Annotated in this window: 16 protein-coding genes; 13 read left to right on the forward strand and 3 right to left on the reverse strand. The window is 33.1% G+C overall.

Annotated features, from left to right (window positions below):
• The first annotated feature begins 131 nt into the window (after positions 1–131).
• Complete coding sequence (locus QLQ95_RS02165; RefSeq protein ID WP_095929018.1) at positions 132–863, forward strand: YggS family pyridoxal phosphate-dependent enzyme; 732 nt, start codon at positions 132–134, stop codon at positions 861–863.
• Between the two features lie 29 nt (positions 864–892).
• A complete protein-coding gene (locus tag QLQ95_RS02170) occupies positions 893–1,597 on the forward strand; it encodes an AAA family ATPase (RefSeq protein ID WP_095929019.1) in 705 nt (234 codons plus the stop codon).
• 78 nt (positions 1,598–1,675) lie between these two features.
• Here the strand turns inward: QLQ95_RS02170 and QLQ95_RS02175 are convergent, their stop codons facing one another.
• Entirely contained in the window at positions 1,676–3,121 is a 1,446-nt protein-coding gene (locus tag QLQ95_RS02175; RefSeq protein ID WP_095929020.1) for a glycosyltransferase, read from the reverse strand.
• A 503-nt stretch (positions 3,122–3,624) separates the two neighbouring features.
• On the opposite strand from QLQ95_RS02175, the gene QLQ95_RS02180 reads away from it, so the two are divergent.
• The gene (locus QLQ95_RS02180; protein WP_095929021.1) at positions 3,625–4,071 is read left to right on the forward strand and encodes a response regulator; all 447 of its coding nucleotides are present in this window, start codon (positions 3,625–3,627) and stop codon (positions 4,069–4,071) included.
• Positions 4,072–4,083: 12 nt separating this feature from the next.
• Positions 4,084–8,103, forward strand: coding sequence for a PAS domain S-box protein (locus QLQ95_RS02185; RefSeq protein WP_482502450.1), 4,020 nt, complete (start codon positions 4,084–4,086; stop codon positions 8,101–8,103).
• Between the two features lie 89 nt (positions 8,104–8,192).
• Here QLQ95_RS02185 and QLQ95_RS02190 read toward each other — a convergent pair whose 3' ends face one another.
• Positions 8,193–8,609 carry a lipocalin family protein gene (locus tag QLQ95_RS02190; RefSeq protein ID WP_095929023.1) on the reverse strand — a complete coding sequence of 139 codons (417 nt, stop codon included), beginning with the start codon at positions 8,607–8,609 and terminating at the stop codon, positions 8,193–8,195.
• A 117-nt stretch (positions 8,610–8,726) separates the two neighbouring features.
• Positions 8,727–9,839: a hypothetical protein gene (locus QLQ95_RS02195; protein ID WP_095929024.1), complete on the reverse strand. Its 1,113-nt coding sequence runs from the start codon at positions 9,837–9,839 to the stop codon at positions 8,727–8,729.
• A 358-nt stretch (positions 9,840–10,197) separates the two neighbouring features.
• Between QLQ95_RS02195 and QLQ95_RS02200 the strand changes: the two genes are divergently transcribed.
• From QLQ95_RS02200 to QLQ95_RS02240, 9 genes are all read left to right on the forward strand, one after another.
• A complete protein-coding gene (locus QLQ95_RS02200; RefSeq protein WP_248727773.1) occupies positions 10,198–10,383 on the forward strand; it encodes a hypothetical protein in 186 nt (61 codons plus the stop codon).
• Between the two features lie 53 nt (positions 10,384–10,436).
• Positions 10,437–12,146, forward strand: coding sequence for a tetratricopeptide repeat-containing sensor histidine kinase (locus tag QLQ95_RS02205; protein ID WP_482502453.1), 1,710 nt, complete (start codon positions 10,437–10,439; stop codon positions 12,144–12,146).
• 6 nt (positions 12,147–12,152) lie between these two features.
• Positions 12,153–12,821 (forward strand): response regulator, encoded by a 669-nt coding sequence (locus QLQ95_RS02210; protein WP_320492242.1) that lies wholly within the window; start codon positions 12,153–12,155, stop codon positions 12,819–12,821.
• A 143-nt stretch (positions 12,822–12,964) separates the two neighbouring features.
• A complete protein-coding gene (locus QLQ95_RS02215) occupies positions 12,965–13,522 on the forward strand; it encodes a hypothetical protein (RefSeq protein ID WP_320492243.1) in 558 nt (185 codons plus the stop codon).
• Between the two features lie 19 nt (positions 13,523–13,541).
• Positions 13,542–13,880 (forward strand): hypothetical protein, encoded by a 339-nt coding sequence (locus QLQ95_RS02220; protein ID WP_320492244.1) that lies wholly within the window; start codon positions 13,542–13,544, stop codon positions 13,878–13,880.
• A 182-nt stretch (positions 13,881–14,062) separates the two neighbouring features.
• A complete protein-coding gene (locus QLQ95_RS02225; RefSeq protein ID WP_320492245.1) occupies positions 14,063–15,130 on the forward strand; it encodes a type I restriction endonuclease in 1,068 nt (355 codons plus the stop codon).
• 83 nt (positions 15,131–15,213) lie between these two features.
• Entirely contained in the window at positions 15,214–15,627 is a 414-nt protein-coding gene (locus tag QLQ95_RS02230; protein WP_428238557.1) for a hypothetical protein, read from the forward strand.
• Between the two features lie 10 nt (positions 15,628–15,637).
• Positions 15,638–15,847 carry a hypothetical protein gene (locus tag QLQ95_RS02235; protein ID WP_095929031.1) on the forward strand — a complete coding sequence of 70 codons (210 nt, stop codon included), beginning with the start codon at positions 15,638–15,640 and terminating at the stop codon, positions 15,845–15,847.
• Positions 15,848–16,058: 211 nt separating this feature from the next.
• Positions 16,059–17,411, forward strand: a complete 1,353-nt coding sequence (locus tag QLQ95_RS02240; protein ID WP_428238555.1) for a GH1 family beta-glucosidase — start codon at positions 16,059–16,061, stop codon at positions 17,409–17,411.
• The last annotated feature ends 31 nt before the right edge of the window (positions 17,412–17,442 follow it).

Below are 17,442 nucleotides of genomic sequence, written 5' to 3' on the forward strand. Positions count from 1 at the left end.
AAGGTTCTAAGTTTTATTATTTTATGACACAAATTTACGGTGGATATGAAAGTCGTGAATCATCCAGTTTTTTCATTTTTTGAAAGGTTCTGGTCCAGTAGAATTTTGTGGTTTCCATTTAATTTTGCAATATGAAAAACGATATTATTTTTAATTTAATTAAAGTGCATCAACGCATTGAAAATGCTTGCAAGATTGCTGGAAGAAATCCTGAAGATGTACAGCTTTTATTGGCAACCAAAACTGTTCCTGCCGAAAAAATACGAATCGCGATAGAAGCTGGCGAAACTTTAATGGGCGAAAACAAAATGCAGGAATTGCGAGATAAAAATGATGTTTTGAAAAACCTACCTATTGAAAGGCATTTTATTGGTCATCTCCAAACAAACAAAGTCAAAGATGTTTTGAAATATGTTACTTGCATTCAATCTTTGGACAGAATCAATTTGGCTGATGAATTGCACAAACAGCTTCAAAATCAAAACAGAAAATTGGATGTTTTTGTTCAAGTCAATACTTCCTACGAAGAAAGCAAATTCGGATTGCCGCCAGAAGACGTTTTATCTTTCATTAAAAAAATAAAAACGTACGAAACCTTGAATATTAAAGGTTTAATGAGCATTGGGCTTTTGGATGTTGAAAAAGAAAAAATGATTCCGTCGTTACGACTTCTAAGAACCATACGAGATGAGATTTATTCAGAAGGAATTGAAGACTTACACGATTTAAAACTTTCTATGGGAATGTCTCAAGATTTGGAACTCGCCATTGCAGAAGGCTCTAATATGGTGAGAATTGGCACGTCAATTTTTGGAAACCGTTTTTTAGGAAAAGAAATCTGGAACGAAAACATTGCAGAATAAAACTTAATTTTGCAGCAAATTAAAAGCAGATGAACCTGAATGATCTTACCGTAATTGATACTGAAAAAATTGCTTTAGACGATTTGTTTTTTAGCGAAGAAAATAAAGCTGCTTTGCTTCAGATTATCAAAGAACATCAATATATCGAAGAATTAAAGCAATATAATCTTAAAGTTGACAACAAGATTTTACTGCACGGTAGTTCTGGCTGCGGTAAAACTACAACCGCAAAAGCGATTGCCCATACTTTAAACAAAAAGATTATCATAGTCAACCTCAGCACTGTTGTCGATTCTAGGATAGGCGAAACTTCTAAAAACTTAAAAGCTATTTTTGATAAAGCTATTCGCGAAAGAGCGGTTTTATTCTTAGATGAATTTGACCAAATTGGAAAAAGCCGTGACAGCGATGACAAAGATGTTGGTGAAATGAGGCGTTTGGTCAACACTATAATCCAGCTTTTTGATTATTTCCCTTCTGATAGTTTATTGATCTGTGCCACCAATCATTACGAAATAATAGATAGCGCTTTACTGCGAAGATTTCAACTTCGTTTGAAATATGAAATGCCTTCAGAAAAACAGTTGGATATTTATTACGATAAAATTTTAAGCTCGTTTCCAGAACATTTTCAAAACATAGACAGAAAATATTCTGTTTCTTATGCCGAAGCTCTGGACTATACCAATACCACAATGAAAAGGCAGATTATTGCTGTACTAGATTCTAAATAAAAATAGAAAACCCGCTGACACTACAGCGGGTTTTCATTGGGCGGAGTTTTATATAATAGAATGAATAGTGTACTAAATTTATAGTCCTCTTGTCAACCAGCCTTTTTTGTTGGCTGTTGCAATGGCATAAGGCGCAATCCAGAATAAACTGAAAGTGTAAAAAACACTGTAAGAATAAGCCCAGAAAGATTCTGAAAGCGTGTATCTTTTTGCGTAAAACAACATTGAAAAACTTGAAAATATTAAGATTGCCATTAATGTTGAACTTAAAAATAACACGGGGTGAACCGCGATAAAGTAAAACATAAACAATAGAAATGGATACGTCATTGCAATTTTAAAAAACTGATTTAAAAACAGCATTCTTGGTCCAAATTTTGAATCTTTTCTAAAATCTTTGAAAACAAATTTTGCCATCATAAGATTTTCACGAACGTTACTTCTCGCCCATCTAATGAACATTTTGTATAATCCTTTATATTCTTCTGGAACATTGGTTAATACCACTGCATTTCTTTGAAATTTCACTTCAAAACCTTGTTTCAAAATCATATTGGTAAGAGCGCGATCTTCTCCAATATCTGATGGCTGTCCCATAAAAGTTTGGTTGATCCATTCTGGAAGACAATTGAAAACGGCATCTCTTTTGTACGCTGCCAAAGCACCTGGTGTACATAATACAGAACCTAATTCACTTTCTGCAGAACGTTGGAATTCGAAACTCATTACGAAACTTACATTAAGCATTTTTGGTAAAATTGCTTTTTTGTTGTTCAAAACCTGAACGTTTCCTGCAACTGCACCACATTTTTTGTTTACCACAAATGGGCTAACTAAGTTTCTAAGAGTGTCTTTTTTTACAATAGAATCACTATCTACAGTTACAAAAATTTCTCCTGTTCCTAATTTAAATCCTCTGTACAACGCTTGGCGTTTTCCTTGGTTTTTAGGTTGCTGAAAAATCGTTACACGATCTCCCAATTTTGCTTTTGCTTCTTGCATCCAATACCAAGTATCATCTTTACTTCCATCGTCAATAGCCAAAAGCTGTAATTTTTCTGCTGGATAATCGCTTTCTGCAAGGCTCAATAAAGTGTCCCAAACTAGTTTTCCTTCATTGTATGCTGGAACGATAATCGTACACGTTGGCAATAAATCGTCTGAAACCGATGGAATTGCTTTGTATCTTAAGTACAAATAAGAGCTATACAAGAAAACTCCTGTTTGGTAGAAAAACAATATTGTTGTGATTATTAAAAATGGCAATCCCCAAGTCGAAGCAATTCTTTCAAAATGAAATTGTTCGAAATCGTCTTGCAATTGAATTACCATAAATACACCTGCAAGTAATAATAAGAACGTTGCAATAAGAACCGCTAATCCAAAAGGACTTGTTGGCCTTTCTACGTGTACTTTTTGTGATTTTTCGTTGGTTCTAAAAAAAGAACCGTTTAATGTTTTTTCGCTGATAGCTGAACTGCTGTTCGCATAAAATTGTTCTGAGATAATTGTTTCGCTTTTCATGCTTATACTCCTTTTTTAATTTCCTTAATTGGGCTTTTAGCAAAATCTTCTTCCTTTCAAAAACGGACACATTAGAGATTTTGACATTAACACAATTTGCAAGCGGCATGCCAATACGGTTTTAAACTGGTATAGAGCTATTTAGAAAAACAAGCACAAAAAAGAGTGTGTAATTATTTTACACTTTTTGGATACGGTATACACTAAAATGGTGATTTTTTGAATGAAAGAAGTGAGATTCTAAAAGGGTTTACAGTATTTTCTCTCTTCTTTTTAGTAAAGAAATGCGAATCTCAAAAAGCACGTTTCAAAAACATAAAACTACAAGAATTAATAAAACGCAATTACTATATTATAATTGCATAAAAGAAAGAAAAACAATCCAATTTTCTATTTTTTTACGTCTTTAAAAAAACATTCTTCATAAAAAAACGAGAAGTTTTACTTAAAAAAGTTAAATTTATCCAAGCAAAATTCAAACACTAAATTTAAGGAGACTAAAAATGACCAAAGAGCATTATTATCTTTTATTGGCTGATGATGACGAAGATGACTGCCTTTTCTTTAAAGAAGCTCTCGACGAAATAACAATTAGCACTACTCTATCAGTGGTACACGACGGCGTGCAATTGATGAATTATTTAAAAACTAATATCGCAAATCTTCCTGATGTTCTTTTTTTAGACTTAAACATGCCGCTAAAAAATGGTTTGGAATGTCTGGCTGAAATAAAAGACAATGAAAACTTAAAAAATCTGCCAATTATTATATTTTCTACTTCGCTAGACAGCGAAATCGTTGATAAGTTATATCTAAAAGGCGCTTCATTTTATATTCGAAAGCCTGGAGAATTTTCTAAACTCAAAAATGTAATAGAAAAAGCCCTAACCATTGCACCCGAAAATAGTTTCAAACAGCCCGAAAGAGCTAATTTCATTTTGCAACCTTAATCCTCTCTGAAAATGAACCGCAAACAAAAGGAACATTATTTTCTTTCCGAAGGTGGAGAAATGGGAGAATTAATTCGTTCCGCAGATTGGAGTAAAACCCCTTTGGGAAATCCTGAAAAGTGGTCTCAAAGTTTAAAAACAATGACCGCAATGATGCTCGGCAATCCGTTTGGAATGTACATCGCATGGGGAAAAAATTATACTCAACTCTATAATGATGCCTTTCGTCCTATTTTGGGTGCTTCCAAACATCCACAAGCTCTAGGCAGAAGTTCTAAAGATACATTTGCTGAAATCTGGGATACCATAGGCCCTATGTTTGCTGATGTTATAAAAGGACATGCGGTAAGTTTTCCTGATTTTAAAGTGCCGCTTAATAGAAATGGCTATACAGAAGATTGCTTTTTTGATTTTTCGTACAGTCCCATAAAAATAGAAGATGGATCTGTTGGTGGTATTTTGGTTACCGTTATCGAAACCACAGAAAAGAAAATCGTTGCAGACGCTTTGCATGAAAGCAATACACGATTCATCGATAATATCATGCAGGCTCCAGTAGCAATGTGCATTTTTAGAGGTGAAAATCATATTGTTGAAATCGCCAACGACCAAATGCTGAGGCTTTGGGATGCAAAAGCAGAAAACATTATTAATAAACCTATTTTTGAAGTTCTTCCCGAATTAAAAAAACAAGGACTTGATGAAATTCTGCAAAACGTTTTTATTTCTGGTAAAAAAGTAATTACAGAAGAACTTTTTATTCCTTTAAATCGAAACGGCCAAACCGAAAATACTTATATCAATTTTGTTTACGAAGCTTTACGCGAAAAAGACGGAACTATTTCTGGCGTTGCAGCAATTGCTACAGAAGTTACCGCTCAAGTTTTGGCTCGTGCTAAAGTGGAAGAAAGCGAACAAAAAATAAGACAGCTAGTTGAAAACGCCCCTTTCCCGATTGGTGTTTATGTTGGAAAAGAAATGCGTATTGAACTCGCAAATGAATCTATTATAAAAATCTGGGGAAAAGGCCCAGATGTAATTGGAAAAACCTACAGAGAAATTCTCCCCGAACTACAAAATCAGTCGGTATTTGAACAAGTTGAATCGGTGTTTGAAACCGGACAATCTTTTCATTCGAGAAATTCTCGTATTGATCTTGTGATCGATAATAAATTACAATCGTTTTATTTCAATTATAGCTTTACGCCTTTGTATGATCTGACTGGTAAAATTTACGGTGTAATGAATACCGCTGTAGAAATTACAGATTTGTACTTGGCCAAGCAAAAAATTGAAGAAAGCGACAAACGTTTCCGTAATACCGTAAAACAAGCTCCTGTTGGCATCACAATTCTTCGAGGTCCAGAATATATTGTGGAAATGGCCAATGAAGCTTATCTTAAACTTGTAGCTCGAGAAGAGGAATCTTTTGTTGGAAGACTATTGTATGATTCTCTCCCAGAAGTAAAAGAAACCGTTAGCGATTTATTAGACAATGTATTAAAAACTGGAATTCCGTTTCATGGCATTGAAGTTCCTGTTCCTTTAAACCGATACGGAAAAATCGAAACTGCTTATTTTGATTTTCTTTATCATCCGTTAAAAGAAGAAAATGGAACAATCTCGGGAATCTTGGTTACGGTTACCGAAGTAAGCGAAAAAGTGGAAGCCCGAAAAAAAATCGAACTTAACGAAGATCGTCTTAAAATTGTTGTAGAAGCCAGCGAATTGGGAACTTGGGAATTGAATGTTAAAACACGAATTCCGACTTACTCTAAAAGATATCTTGAAATTCTTGGCGGCTATACCGAAGATGTAATGCTTTCTCACGAAGAATTATTGGAGCATCTTCATCCTGATGATTTACATATTAGAAACAAAGGTTTTAAAGAAGCTCTAAGTTCTGGATTTTTAAATTATGAGGTTCGCGTTATCTGGAAGGATCAATCTATACATTGGATTGAAGGAAAAGGAAAAGTTTTTTATGATGAAAACCATCAGCCTCAAAAATTAATTGGAACTATTCGCGACATTACCGAAGAAAAAAAATACCAGCAGAAAATAGAAGAAAGCGAAAAGAAACTGCGCAATCTTATTATGCAGTCGCCTGTGCCGAAAGCTATTTTACGTGGAGATGATTTTGTAATCGAAATGGCCAATTTTGTATTACTGCATAATATTTGGAAAAGAGAAGCATCTGAAGTTGAAGGAAAAAAAATACTAGAATTATTTCCCGAACTCAACAAACAAAAATATGCCAAGTTATTAAGTAAAGTTTACAAATCTGGAGAAGTGTATTCAGAATCTGAATCGTTACTTTTTATTGCTAATGAAAATGGCGGCAGTCAATTTTATGTTGATTTTGAATTTGCCCCGCTGCGCGAAAGTGACAATTCGATTTCTGGAATTAGAATGACATTGATTGATGTGACTGAAAAAGTCGAAGCCAGAAAAAAAATCGAAGAAAGCGAAAAGAGATTCCGTTCGCTTACCGAAAGTATTCCGCAGTTAATCTGGGAAACCGATGCAGAAGGAAATGCACTTTTTACCTCAGGAAAATGGTTTGAATATACCGGAATAGAACCTGGAGCCGAAGGTTCTTGGCAGAAAATGATTCATCCTGATGATTTTGACGAAAATGTAAAAATCTGGCAGCACGCTCTTGCAACCGGAGAAATGTATCGCTGTGATGTACGTATGCATAGAAAAGACGGTTCGTACAGATGGCATACTGTTATTGGGGAACCTGTTTTGGGTCCTGATAATAAAATTTTAAAATGGGTTGGTGCGTTTACCGATATTCATACCGAAAAAGCTTTTACACACGAACTAGAACAGCAGGTTACTGCTCGTACCAAAGAACTCATTCAGATCAACGAATCACTCCGAAAAAGTGAAGAACGTTATCATTTAATGGTTGAAGAAATTCAGGAATATGCCATTTTATACCTCAACCGTGAAGGTATTATTGAGAATTGGAACGCTGGTGCCGAAAAAATAAAAGGCTATAAAGCAGAGGAAATTGTCGGGAAATATTTAGCTATTTTTTATACCGAAGAAGATCAAAAAAATAATCTGCCTCAAAAACTTTTGCAAACTGCAAGAGAAAAAGGGAAAGTGATTCATGAAGGATGGCGCATACGTAAAAACGGCAGCTTGTTTTGGGCAAGCGTAGTGATAACGGCTGTTCATAATAAAAAAGGCGATGTTATTGGCTTTTCTAAAGTGACGCACGATCTAAATGAAAGGAAAAAAGCCGATGATAAATTAAAAATGAATGCACTCGAGCTAGAGCAAAAAAACAATGAATTGGAAGAAATGAACAAAGAACTTCAGTCCTTTGCTTATATCTCCAGTCATGATTTACAGGAACCACTTCGAAAAATACAGACTTTTGCCTCGCAGATTATCGATAAAGAATCGGAAAATTTATCTGAAAACGGAAAAGATAAATTTAAACGAATGCAGAATGCCGCACAGCGAATGCAGACTTTAATTAATGATTTATTAGCTTATTCTAGAACAAATAGTCAAGAACGCATTTTTATAAAAACAGATCTGAGCCAAATTATTAAGGAGGTTAAAGAAGATTTAACGGAAGAATTAGAACAGAAAAGCGCCGTAATTGAAATCGGAGAAACCTCTGAAGTTGATGTTATTCCATTTCAGTTCAAGCAATTACTATATAATTTAATCAGTAATTCATTGAAATTCTCAAATCCCGAAATTCCGATTTTAATTAAAATTACAAGCACAATTGCTTTTGGTCAAGACTTAGAAGAAGAAAAACTGATTCCGTCCAAAAAATATTGCCACATTAAAGTTTCTGATAACGGAATTGGTTTTGAAGCGCAATACAACAAAAAAATATTCGAAGTCTTTCAGCGTCTTCATGGCAGAGATCGTTATAACGGCACAGGAATCGGACTTGCCATTGTAAAAAAAATTGTAGAAAACCACAACGGAATTATAACCGCTTCTGGCATTCACAACGAAGGAGCTTCTTTTGATATTTATATCCCCGTCAATTAATTTTATTCCATAAAAAAAACGGAAACTTCTTAATTGGAGTTTCCGTTTTCCATTTCAAAACAAATTGAAATTATCTCAAAACAATTTTATTATCTAGTATAAACAGTAATAATACCAGTTGTTTTGTCTTTAATTTTTAGTTCTTTGTTAGTAAGGTTCATAATATCGCTTGTTGAACTTAAATTTCCAACAGTAATAGTCAAATCGTTATGAGATCTTACATAAGTTCCAGTAGTTTCTGTTAAAGCGCAATCAGATCCATTATAGTCACCAATAACTGCTGAATTACTTAATCTTAAATCTAAATAATCTCTATTACATCCTGCTGCATTTTCTGGTGCGTCAACCAATACTTCTTTTCCATCTACAATTGTTCCTCTTTGGCTTAGATTATATTTACCTTGAATTGGTACAATTGTTTCTCCTTCATTATCGTCACTACTACAAGAGGTTACGAACATTCCTGCGCTTAAGGCTAATACGAATAATATGCTTCTTTTTTTCATGTTTGTTTGTTTTTTAATTATTTAATTCAATAATGCTAAATTAAAAGGATATACTTACAAATAATTCCATGATTTTAGGAATATTTTACATAAATCGCATTTTAGGATGTTTTAAAATTAATTGCATTTTGGCCTGTTTGACAAATACTTATCAATTATATGCTGCGTAATTGGTTTTAAGAATCGTTGTGTGTTTTCTGGATAAGGGGCATGTTGGCTATAGCATTCTACAGAATTTCCAATTCTTATATACCAAACTTTTGCTCTTCCACTATCGTCAAAAAACTCAGTCGTATCACATACTTCAATCTTCTTTAAATCAAAATATCTGGCATCATAATAAGTATCGCAATAACCATCGTCAGACCTTTCTATTTTTTCATAATGATCGCCCATCCATTGCATGCAGTGTTTTTTAAAGAAAGCGAAATAGACCACTCCTCCAATTGAGAAAAAAATTAAAACAGTAACCATTGCTGTTTTTCCTAATCGTTTTAGGAAATTTTCAAATAGGAGCTGTCTAATTCTCCTAACGAACTTTTTTCTCTTTGTTTCAAATTTCTGTGAATCAGGATCATTCCGTTTAGATTCATCTATTTTAGTATAATCACTCTCCTTAAAATTTGCTTCAGATTTAGTAGTCTTTGCATTTTCTTGTCCTACTCTATTAGAGGCATAACTGTCGTTGGTAATAAATGGCAGAGGTACGTATTTTTTATCTTTTTCTACTTCCTCATCTTTTAAACTAGGAAATTTTTCCATTTCGACCTCATCACTAAAACCAACAGAATTAATTTCAGGATTATAATGTTTGGTGTTTCTTAGCTCTTCTATTAATTTCAAATTCTCTGGATCAATTTCTTTTCTAAACTTATTAAAAGGTCTAGGCTGAAAATCTACCAAAATTGCTGCTAATTCGACCGTACTAATCTTAGCTGTTTCTCTTTCCGCTTTAAAAAAAGCACCTACCTTTTTAAACTTATCTGTGTATTGTTGAGAAGTATCCACTTCTTTCGGAATAAAGTCAGCCTTAAAAAAGTTTCGATATACCGCAATGTCATCGCCTTTAGGTTCTGAGTTGAAAATTTCCCAGCATAAATCTCTTAAAACTGCTTGCGAAGGATTGCTTAAGTAATCGGAATATTTTCCTTCATTTTTTTCAACTCTATATTTCTCTCGAATCGCTTCTTTATAGTCACTTTGAATATCATCTTGAGTAATTTTTTTCATAAGCTATTAGGATTTTCAGGATTTATTATAGGTTTTTTCAAGTTTTTATAGGACATCATCGGAGAATCAGGAAATCCTGGAAATCCGTATCAATACACGCTCAAAACGGTTGTTACTTTGCCTCAACAAAATTAGTTATCGCTTTGATCTGCAGGTCAAAAAGCAAATGTACAAAACTAGTTTATGTACCAAGTGCGGAAAACCGTAAGACGGATTTTATTCCGGGAAGTATAGATGAAAATCTTACTGTTCTACGCACTTCACTTCCCAAACAAAATTTGGTATTGCCATTTAAAACCAACCTGAAAAAGAATTCAGGAATGCAATGCCCATTGTTCAACATTTAAATTTTAAAAAAATGAAAACATTATATTTATGGGGAGCGTGTATCCTATTGTCAACTACATTATTTTCTTGCTCTGCTGATGAACTAGAAACAACTAAAGATAAAACTGAAGTACAAAAAGAGTCTATTCCGTCACAAGCGAATATTGGTCCAGATGATGATCCGATCACGGTTCCGCCGCCACCAAAAAAACCATAATTTAAAAAGTTGTAATTTGTAATAAATTACTATTTTAGGGGAAAGTAACTTTTATGCTACGATCCCCTTTTTTTTGTTTGCTAATTGTTCTATTTTTCCTTTCCTGTAAAGAGAAAACAGTTGTTTCGCCTAAGCCTGATCCTACTCGGGTAGAAGCTTATAAACATCGAGATGAAGGTATTTTAAATCTTCAAAACAAAAACTACAATAATGCTTTTTACAATTTCAATAAATCGAAAATAATATTAGAAAGCTCTAAAGACAGTACCAATATTGTCTACAATCTGATTCAGATGGCTGCAATCCAGCAGATAAACGGCGATTTTTATGGAAGCAAAGAAACTTTGACCGAAGCTCTTCCTTATATTAAAAAGAAAGATATTTATAGTGTTTCGATTAACAACTTCTTCGGAATCGCCGATAAAGAACTTTCTTTATACGAAGATGCCATTTACTATTACAATAAAGCTTTACAAGATTCTGAAAATGAAGTTTTAAAACAATCACCTTTAAATAACATTGCTGTTATTTACATTGAGCAGAAAAAATACGATAAGGCCATTCAAATTTTAGAACCTATACTTGCCAAAGATATTTTTCCTAGAGACGAATACATCATAAAAAAAGCTCGAATTTTAGATAATTTGGGATTTGCTTATTCAAAAAACGGAATGCCAGAAAAAGGACTTCCGCTTATGACAAAAGGATTAGCGTTACGAAACCAAATTGATGATTTTTACGGCAGTATTGGCAGTAATTTACATTTGGCAGAATACTATTCTTCGAGCAATCCAAAAAAATCGAATCAATATGCACTTGAAGCTTACAAAACCGCTACAAAACTCCGCAGTATTGATGAACGTTTAAAAGCATTATCTTTTTTGATCTCCAATGATTCTGAAACCCAAAATACGGGATATGCAAAAAAATTCGTTTTCTTAAATGATAGCATCATTACCATTCGAAATAATTATAAAAACAAGTTTGCTAAAATTAAATACGATTCTAAAAAAGAAAAAGACGAAAACCAAAAACTGCGATTAGAGAAAGCAGAGGATTTACTTGCGCTACAAAAAGCGCAATACCAAAAGATATTGTTTATAATTGGTATTACATCGCTTTTTCTTTTATTGCTTTATTTGAGGAAGTATTACCAGAACCGAAATCGAATTGAAAAAATAGAAACGGCGTATAATACCGAAACCCGAATTGCGAAAGATATTCATGATGAGCTGGCAAATGACGTTTTCAATGCCATTGCTTTTACACAGACACAGCCCTTGGAAAACGAAAGCACGAAAGAAACTTTGGTTCAAAAACTAGACACTATTTATTCGCGAGTTAGAGGAATTTCTAGGGAAAATAATGATATCGATACAGGCATAAATTATGCGAAAAATTTAAAAGAAATGCTTTCGACTTATAACAGCAGCCAAACAAACGTTATTATTAATGGTGTAGATAAAATAAATTGGGATTCGGTTGAGGATTTAAAAAAGATTGCCATTCAGCGAGTTTTGCATGAATTAATGGTTAATATGAAAAAGCATAGCGAAGCTTCTGTTGTATCCATAAAATTTAATTCCAATTCCAATTCTCTCTTTATTGACTACAGCGATATTGGCAAAGGCTGCGAAAAATCAAAAATTATAAAAAATGGTCTGCAAAATATGGAAAACCGTATTTTGGCCTTAAAAGGAACTATTACTTTTGACACTGAACCGAATAAAGGTTTCAAAGTAAAAATAACAATGCCTAAATAAGAGCCTATGTTTAAAAAAGTAATTATTGCCGAAGATTTTGAAGAATTCAATTTAGCCGTAAAACAAACTTTGAGCGACCTCAACATTGTCAATTTTCAGCATGCAAAATATTGTGATGATGCCTTTCTAAAAATAAGAAAAGCTATTCAGGATAATGAACCGTTTGATTTATTGATTAGTGATCTTTCGTTTAAAAAAGACCATCGTGAAGTAAAAATTGGAAGTGGCGACGAATTAATTCAAAAAGTTCGCGAATTGCAACCCAATATTAAAATTATAGCCTATTCGGTTGAAGATAAAAATGTTCGTATAAAATCACTTTTTGAAGATTCTGACATTAATGCCTTTGTGCTAAAAGGCAGAAACAGTATTGAAGATCTCAGAAAAGCTCTTTCAATCATTTCAACTTCTGATCAAAAATTTATTTCTCCGGAAATAGCTTCTGCATTACAGGAAAAAGGCAATTACGAAATAGACGATGTCGATATTAAAATTTTAAAATATTTGTCTGCTGGAACATCTCAGGATGACATTATCGAAATTTTTAAAACCAGCGACATTAAACCCAATAGCAAAAGTGCGATGGAAAAAAGGTTATCAAAACTAAAAGATTTTTTCAAGGCAAATAATACCGTCCATTTGGTTTCCATCACAAAAGATATGGGAATTATTTAAATTCCTTATTACTCTATTTTCAAAGCTCCTTTGGGAGCTTTTTTTATTTCTGAAATTTAAATTTTAGAGATTACGGTTTTCCATAAAATACTGGTTTTGATTGGTTTTACTTTTGGAATTATTAATCAATTAAATCTAAAAAAATGAAGAAAACTATCTTACAAATTATCCCATTTGCTATTGTTGTACTTCTATTTTCTTGTCAAAAACCAATTGTATCAGATACAGAAATAGCAGCTGCAGTAGACACGGCAGCAATAGTTGTTGATTCGATGCCACCAACTGTAAATAATAAATGGGAATATCATCAATCGACAGATAAAATGACATCAAAAGCAATCAAGTTTGCACAAATAATGTCTAATGAAAGCTTAGATTTAGAATTTCCATACGAAGGAACTAATTATGGTATATTAACATTAAGAAAAAAAGATGGCTTAGATATATACTTAAGTATTGATAAAGGACAAATTAGTGGAGGATATGACAACAATTATATCTCAGTACGTTTTGATGAAGAGAAGCCTTTGAAATTTAGCTATACTGAACCACAAGATGGAAGCAGTGACTTAATTTTTATTGATAACGGAATAAAATTTTTATCAAAATTAAAAAAATCCAAAAAAACACTTATTTCATTACCTCTATATCAAGCTGGAAATCAGATACTCGAGTTTAATACGGTAGACTTAAAATGGTAATTTTTAAAAATATTAAATTATGAAAAAAATTGTATTACTTTTTACTCTAATTACAATCTTTGGCTGTTCAACCAAAAGTGAATTATATAAAGAAACAGATTCATTTGTGCAATCTCTACAAACAGAATATGAGAGCTATGGATTTTCTCCTGAAAAATATTCTAAGACCACTAGTGACGGACTGTATACTATTTCTCCAATTGGTCGTTTGGTAAATGTAAAAATACAAAAAATTGTAACTTCAGAAGAATACGAAGAATTAAAGAAAGATCTCGAGAATCATTACCAAGACGACTCAAGAGTTAATAGCATATACATTTGCCAAGCTGGCACTATCATGATTGATTGCAGAAACTAAGATTAAGATTTATAGTAAAACTCATTTTAGTAAAAACAATATGTTTTAAAGAGGAACTTCATTGTCCTCTTTTTTCCGTTTAAAACACTTCTTCTATTAAAATTCTGTTTCATTACGGTTTTCCATAAAATACTGATTTTGATTGGTTTTACTTTTGAATTATTAATTTAAATTCTAAACCTATGGAAATGAACATTCAACTAAAATCATTGGCAGATAAAATAAATCAGCTGAAAAGTAAAATTGAAACAGAAGAATCTACTAAACATGCTTTTGTCTTGCCTTTTATCCATATTTTGGGATATGATGCATTTAATCCGCTTGAAGTCGTTCCTGAATTTACTGCAGATCTTGGATTAAAGAAAGGTGAAAAAGTAGATTATGCGATCTTCCAAAATGGAGAACCGATAATAATTGTGGAATGCAAAAGCTGGAAAGAAAAACTTACGGTTCATAATTCTCAGTTATTCCGTTATTTTCATGTCACAAAAACCCGATTTGCTCTTTTAACAAACGGAATAAATTATCAATTCTTTACCGATTTGGATGATCAAAATAAAATGGATGAAAAGCCTTTTTTGGAATTTGATATTTGTAATCTAAAAGAAAATACAATAAACGAAATTGCGAAATTTCACAAAGCAAATTTTGACGTTGATAATATTGTGAGCAATGCCAGCTCTCTAAAATACATTAAAGAAATTAAGAAACTGATCAACGCTGAATTAGAGAATCCTTCGAATGATTTTACAAAATTATTTGCAAGTAAAATATACACGGGCAGATTAACTGAAAAAGTTGTAGATGAATTTAAAGATTTAGTTCAGAAATCAGTTAGTCAATTCATTAACGACAAGATTAATGATCGTTTAAATGCCGCTTTAAGTAAAGAAACGATTAAACAACAAGATGAAGAAATTAGTTCTGTTGAAGATGACAATAAAGTCGTAACAACCGAAGAAGAACTTGATGGTTATCGTATTGTAGTTGCTATTTTACGTCGAAAACTGCCAACGGCAAGAATTGTATCTCGCGATACACAATCTTATTTTGGAATACTGCTAGATGATAACAATCGTAAACCGCTCTGCAGACTTCACTTAAATGGCGGGAAAAAATACATAAGTCTTTTCAATAATAACAAAAGCGAAGCGAAAATTGCAATATCCTCAATTGATGATATTTATCAATACGAAAAGGAATTATTAGAAACTGTAGCACTTTACGAAACAGAATTAAATCCCGTATAAGTACTCATTTTAAAGAATTTAATTCTAATTAAATTTATCGCTACCAAATAAGTTTTTAGCTCCCACTAAACACCACATCGCCTATGCAAAAAAACTACCTCATCTTATTTTTAATATTTGCATTTTATTCCTGCCAAAAAGCTAGCGCTCCACCTTCATTACCGCAAGTAAATTCATTTTACAAAAGCGCTATTAACGCTGACGACCGCAAAACTATTACAGCAGAAGAAGCCAAAACATATCATGTAAATCCTGTATATAAATACGAGTATAGAACTGGGCATCCAGGGCAATATAAGTACAATTATCATGTAAAGGGAATAAACATGCTAGGCGATTCGGTTTTTGGAAACATTAATACAGAAGGAAAATACGGCGCAGGGATTTTAATAACAGATAGCATTCCAGAATTAGAAATTAATACCGAATGGGTTTCTCACGGAAAACTAAAAGCTATTGACAAAAAAGGAAACGAATATAATCTAGTCGTTAAATAAAAACAAACTAATGAAATACACTCTACTCTTACTTTTTATTTTTTGCACTTCTTTTCATCCTGTAGAAGACAACGTTTTTATCTGCGGGCCTACTGGGGCTAAAAAATATCATTATAATGAAAATTGTCGTGGCTTAAGCTCTTGTAGTCACGGTACGGTAAAAACTTCTCTCAAACAGGCTAAAGGTTTAGGCTTGACACTTTGCGGATGGGAAGATTAAAGATCTTCCCATTTCAATATTTAATCATTTGATAATAATGACTTTACAATAATTTCACATTAGTTTTTTTAATTTGATATAAAACTAATCGTCATGAAATTATTTAATCTAAATTTTCTAGTTTCTTTCAAAGAATGGCTTTTCTTAAGAGCTATGCAATCTTCTTTCCTACATTAATAAATAGTTTATAAATAAAGGAAAGTACAATTGAATGAATAAAATTGAAAGCTCATTTCTGAACAAAAACCAATTTGGTAAAGATTTCTTGTGGGGTGTATCAACTGCCGCTTTCCAAATTGAAGGTGCGCATGATTCTGACGGAAAAGGTTCTTCTATCTGGGATGTTTTTACTTCTCAAAAAGGAAAAATTAAAAACGGTCATCATGCCATAACTGCTTGCGATTTCTACAACAATTATCAGGACGATATTGGTCTCATTAAGGAATTAAATATTCCTAATTTTAGATTTTCTATCAGCTGGCCTAGAATTATGCCAACGGGCGTTCATCCTATTAATCAAGCAGGAATCGATTATTACAACAAAATAATAGATTCGCTGCTAGCTTCTGGAATCGAACCTTGGATAACGCTTTATCACTGGGATTTACCACACGATCTAGAAGTAAAAGGAGGTTGGACAAACCGAGAGTCTGTCTCTTGGTTTAAAGATTATGTTGAAGTCTGCGTACAGTATTTTGGCGATCGTGTTAAAAATTGGATGGTAATCAATGAACCTTCTGTCTTTACAGGCGCAGGTTATTTTTTAGGCATTCACGCACCAGGTAAAAAAGGAATTACAAATTACCTAAAAGCCATGCATCATGTTACGCTTGCAACTTCTGCTGGAGCCAAAATAATTCGAGAACGAATTTCGAATGCGAATATCGGAACCACTTTTTCGTGCACGCATATTGAACCTGCCACAGAAAGCTCAAAAGATGTCGAAGCCGCAAAACGTGTCGATACTTTATTAAACCGAACTTTTATAGAACCCATTTTAGGATTAGGTTATCCGCAGAAAGATCTTCCGGTTCTTAAGAAACTCAATAATTACATTTTAGAAGACGATTTAAACAATCTCGATTTCGATTTTGATTTTATTGGTCTGCAATGTTATACTCGTGAAGTGGTAAAATCGGCCATGTTGATTCCGTATATTGGTGCCGAATTAGTAAGTGCCGAAAAGCGAAATGTAATTGCTACCGATATGGGCTGGGAAGTTTATCCGCCAGCAATGTACCATATTCTCAAAAAGTTTAATGAATATGACGGAATCAGAAAAATCATTGTAACTGAAAACGGCGCTGCTTTTCCTGACACCGTTCAAAACGGAAAAGTGCACGATATAAAACGAACTCATTTTATTCAGGACAATTTAGAACAGATTTTAAAAGCGAAACAAGACGGCTTAAATGTCGATGGCTATTTTGTCTGGACTCTAACCGATAATTTTGAATGGGCCGAAGGTTACAATGCCCGATTCGGATTAATTCACGTTGATTTTGAAACGCAAAAAAGAACGATAAAAAACTCTGGATTGTGGTTTAAGGATTTTTTATCTTGATTTTTTTTAACCGCAAAGCACGCAAAAAATA

This window comes from Flavobacterium sp. B330r (assembly GCF_056824325.1).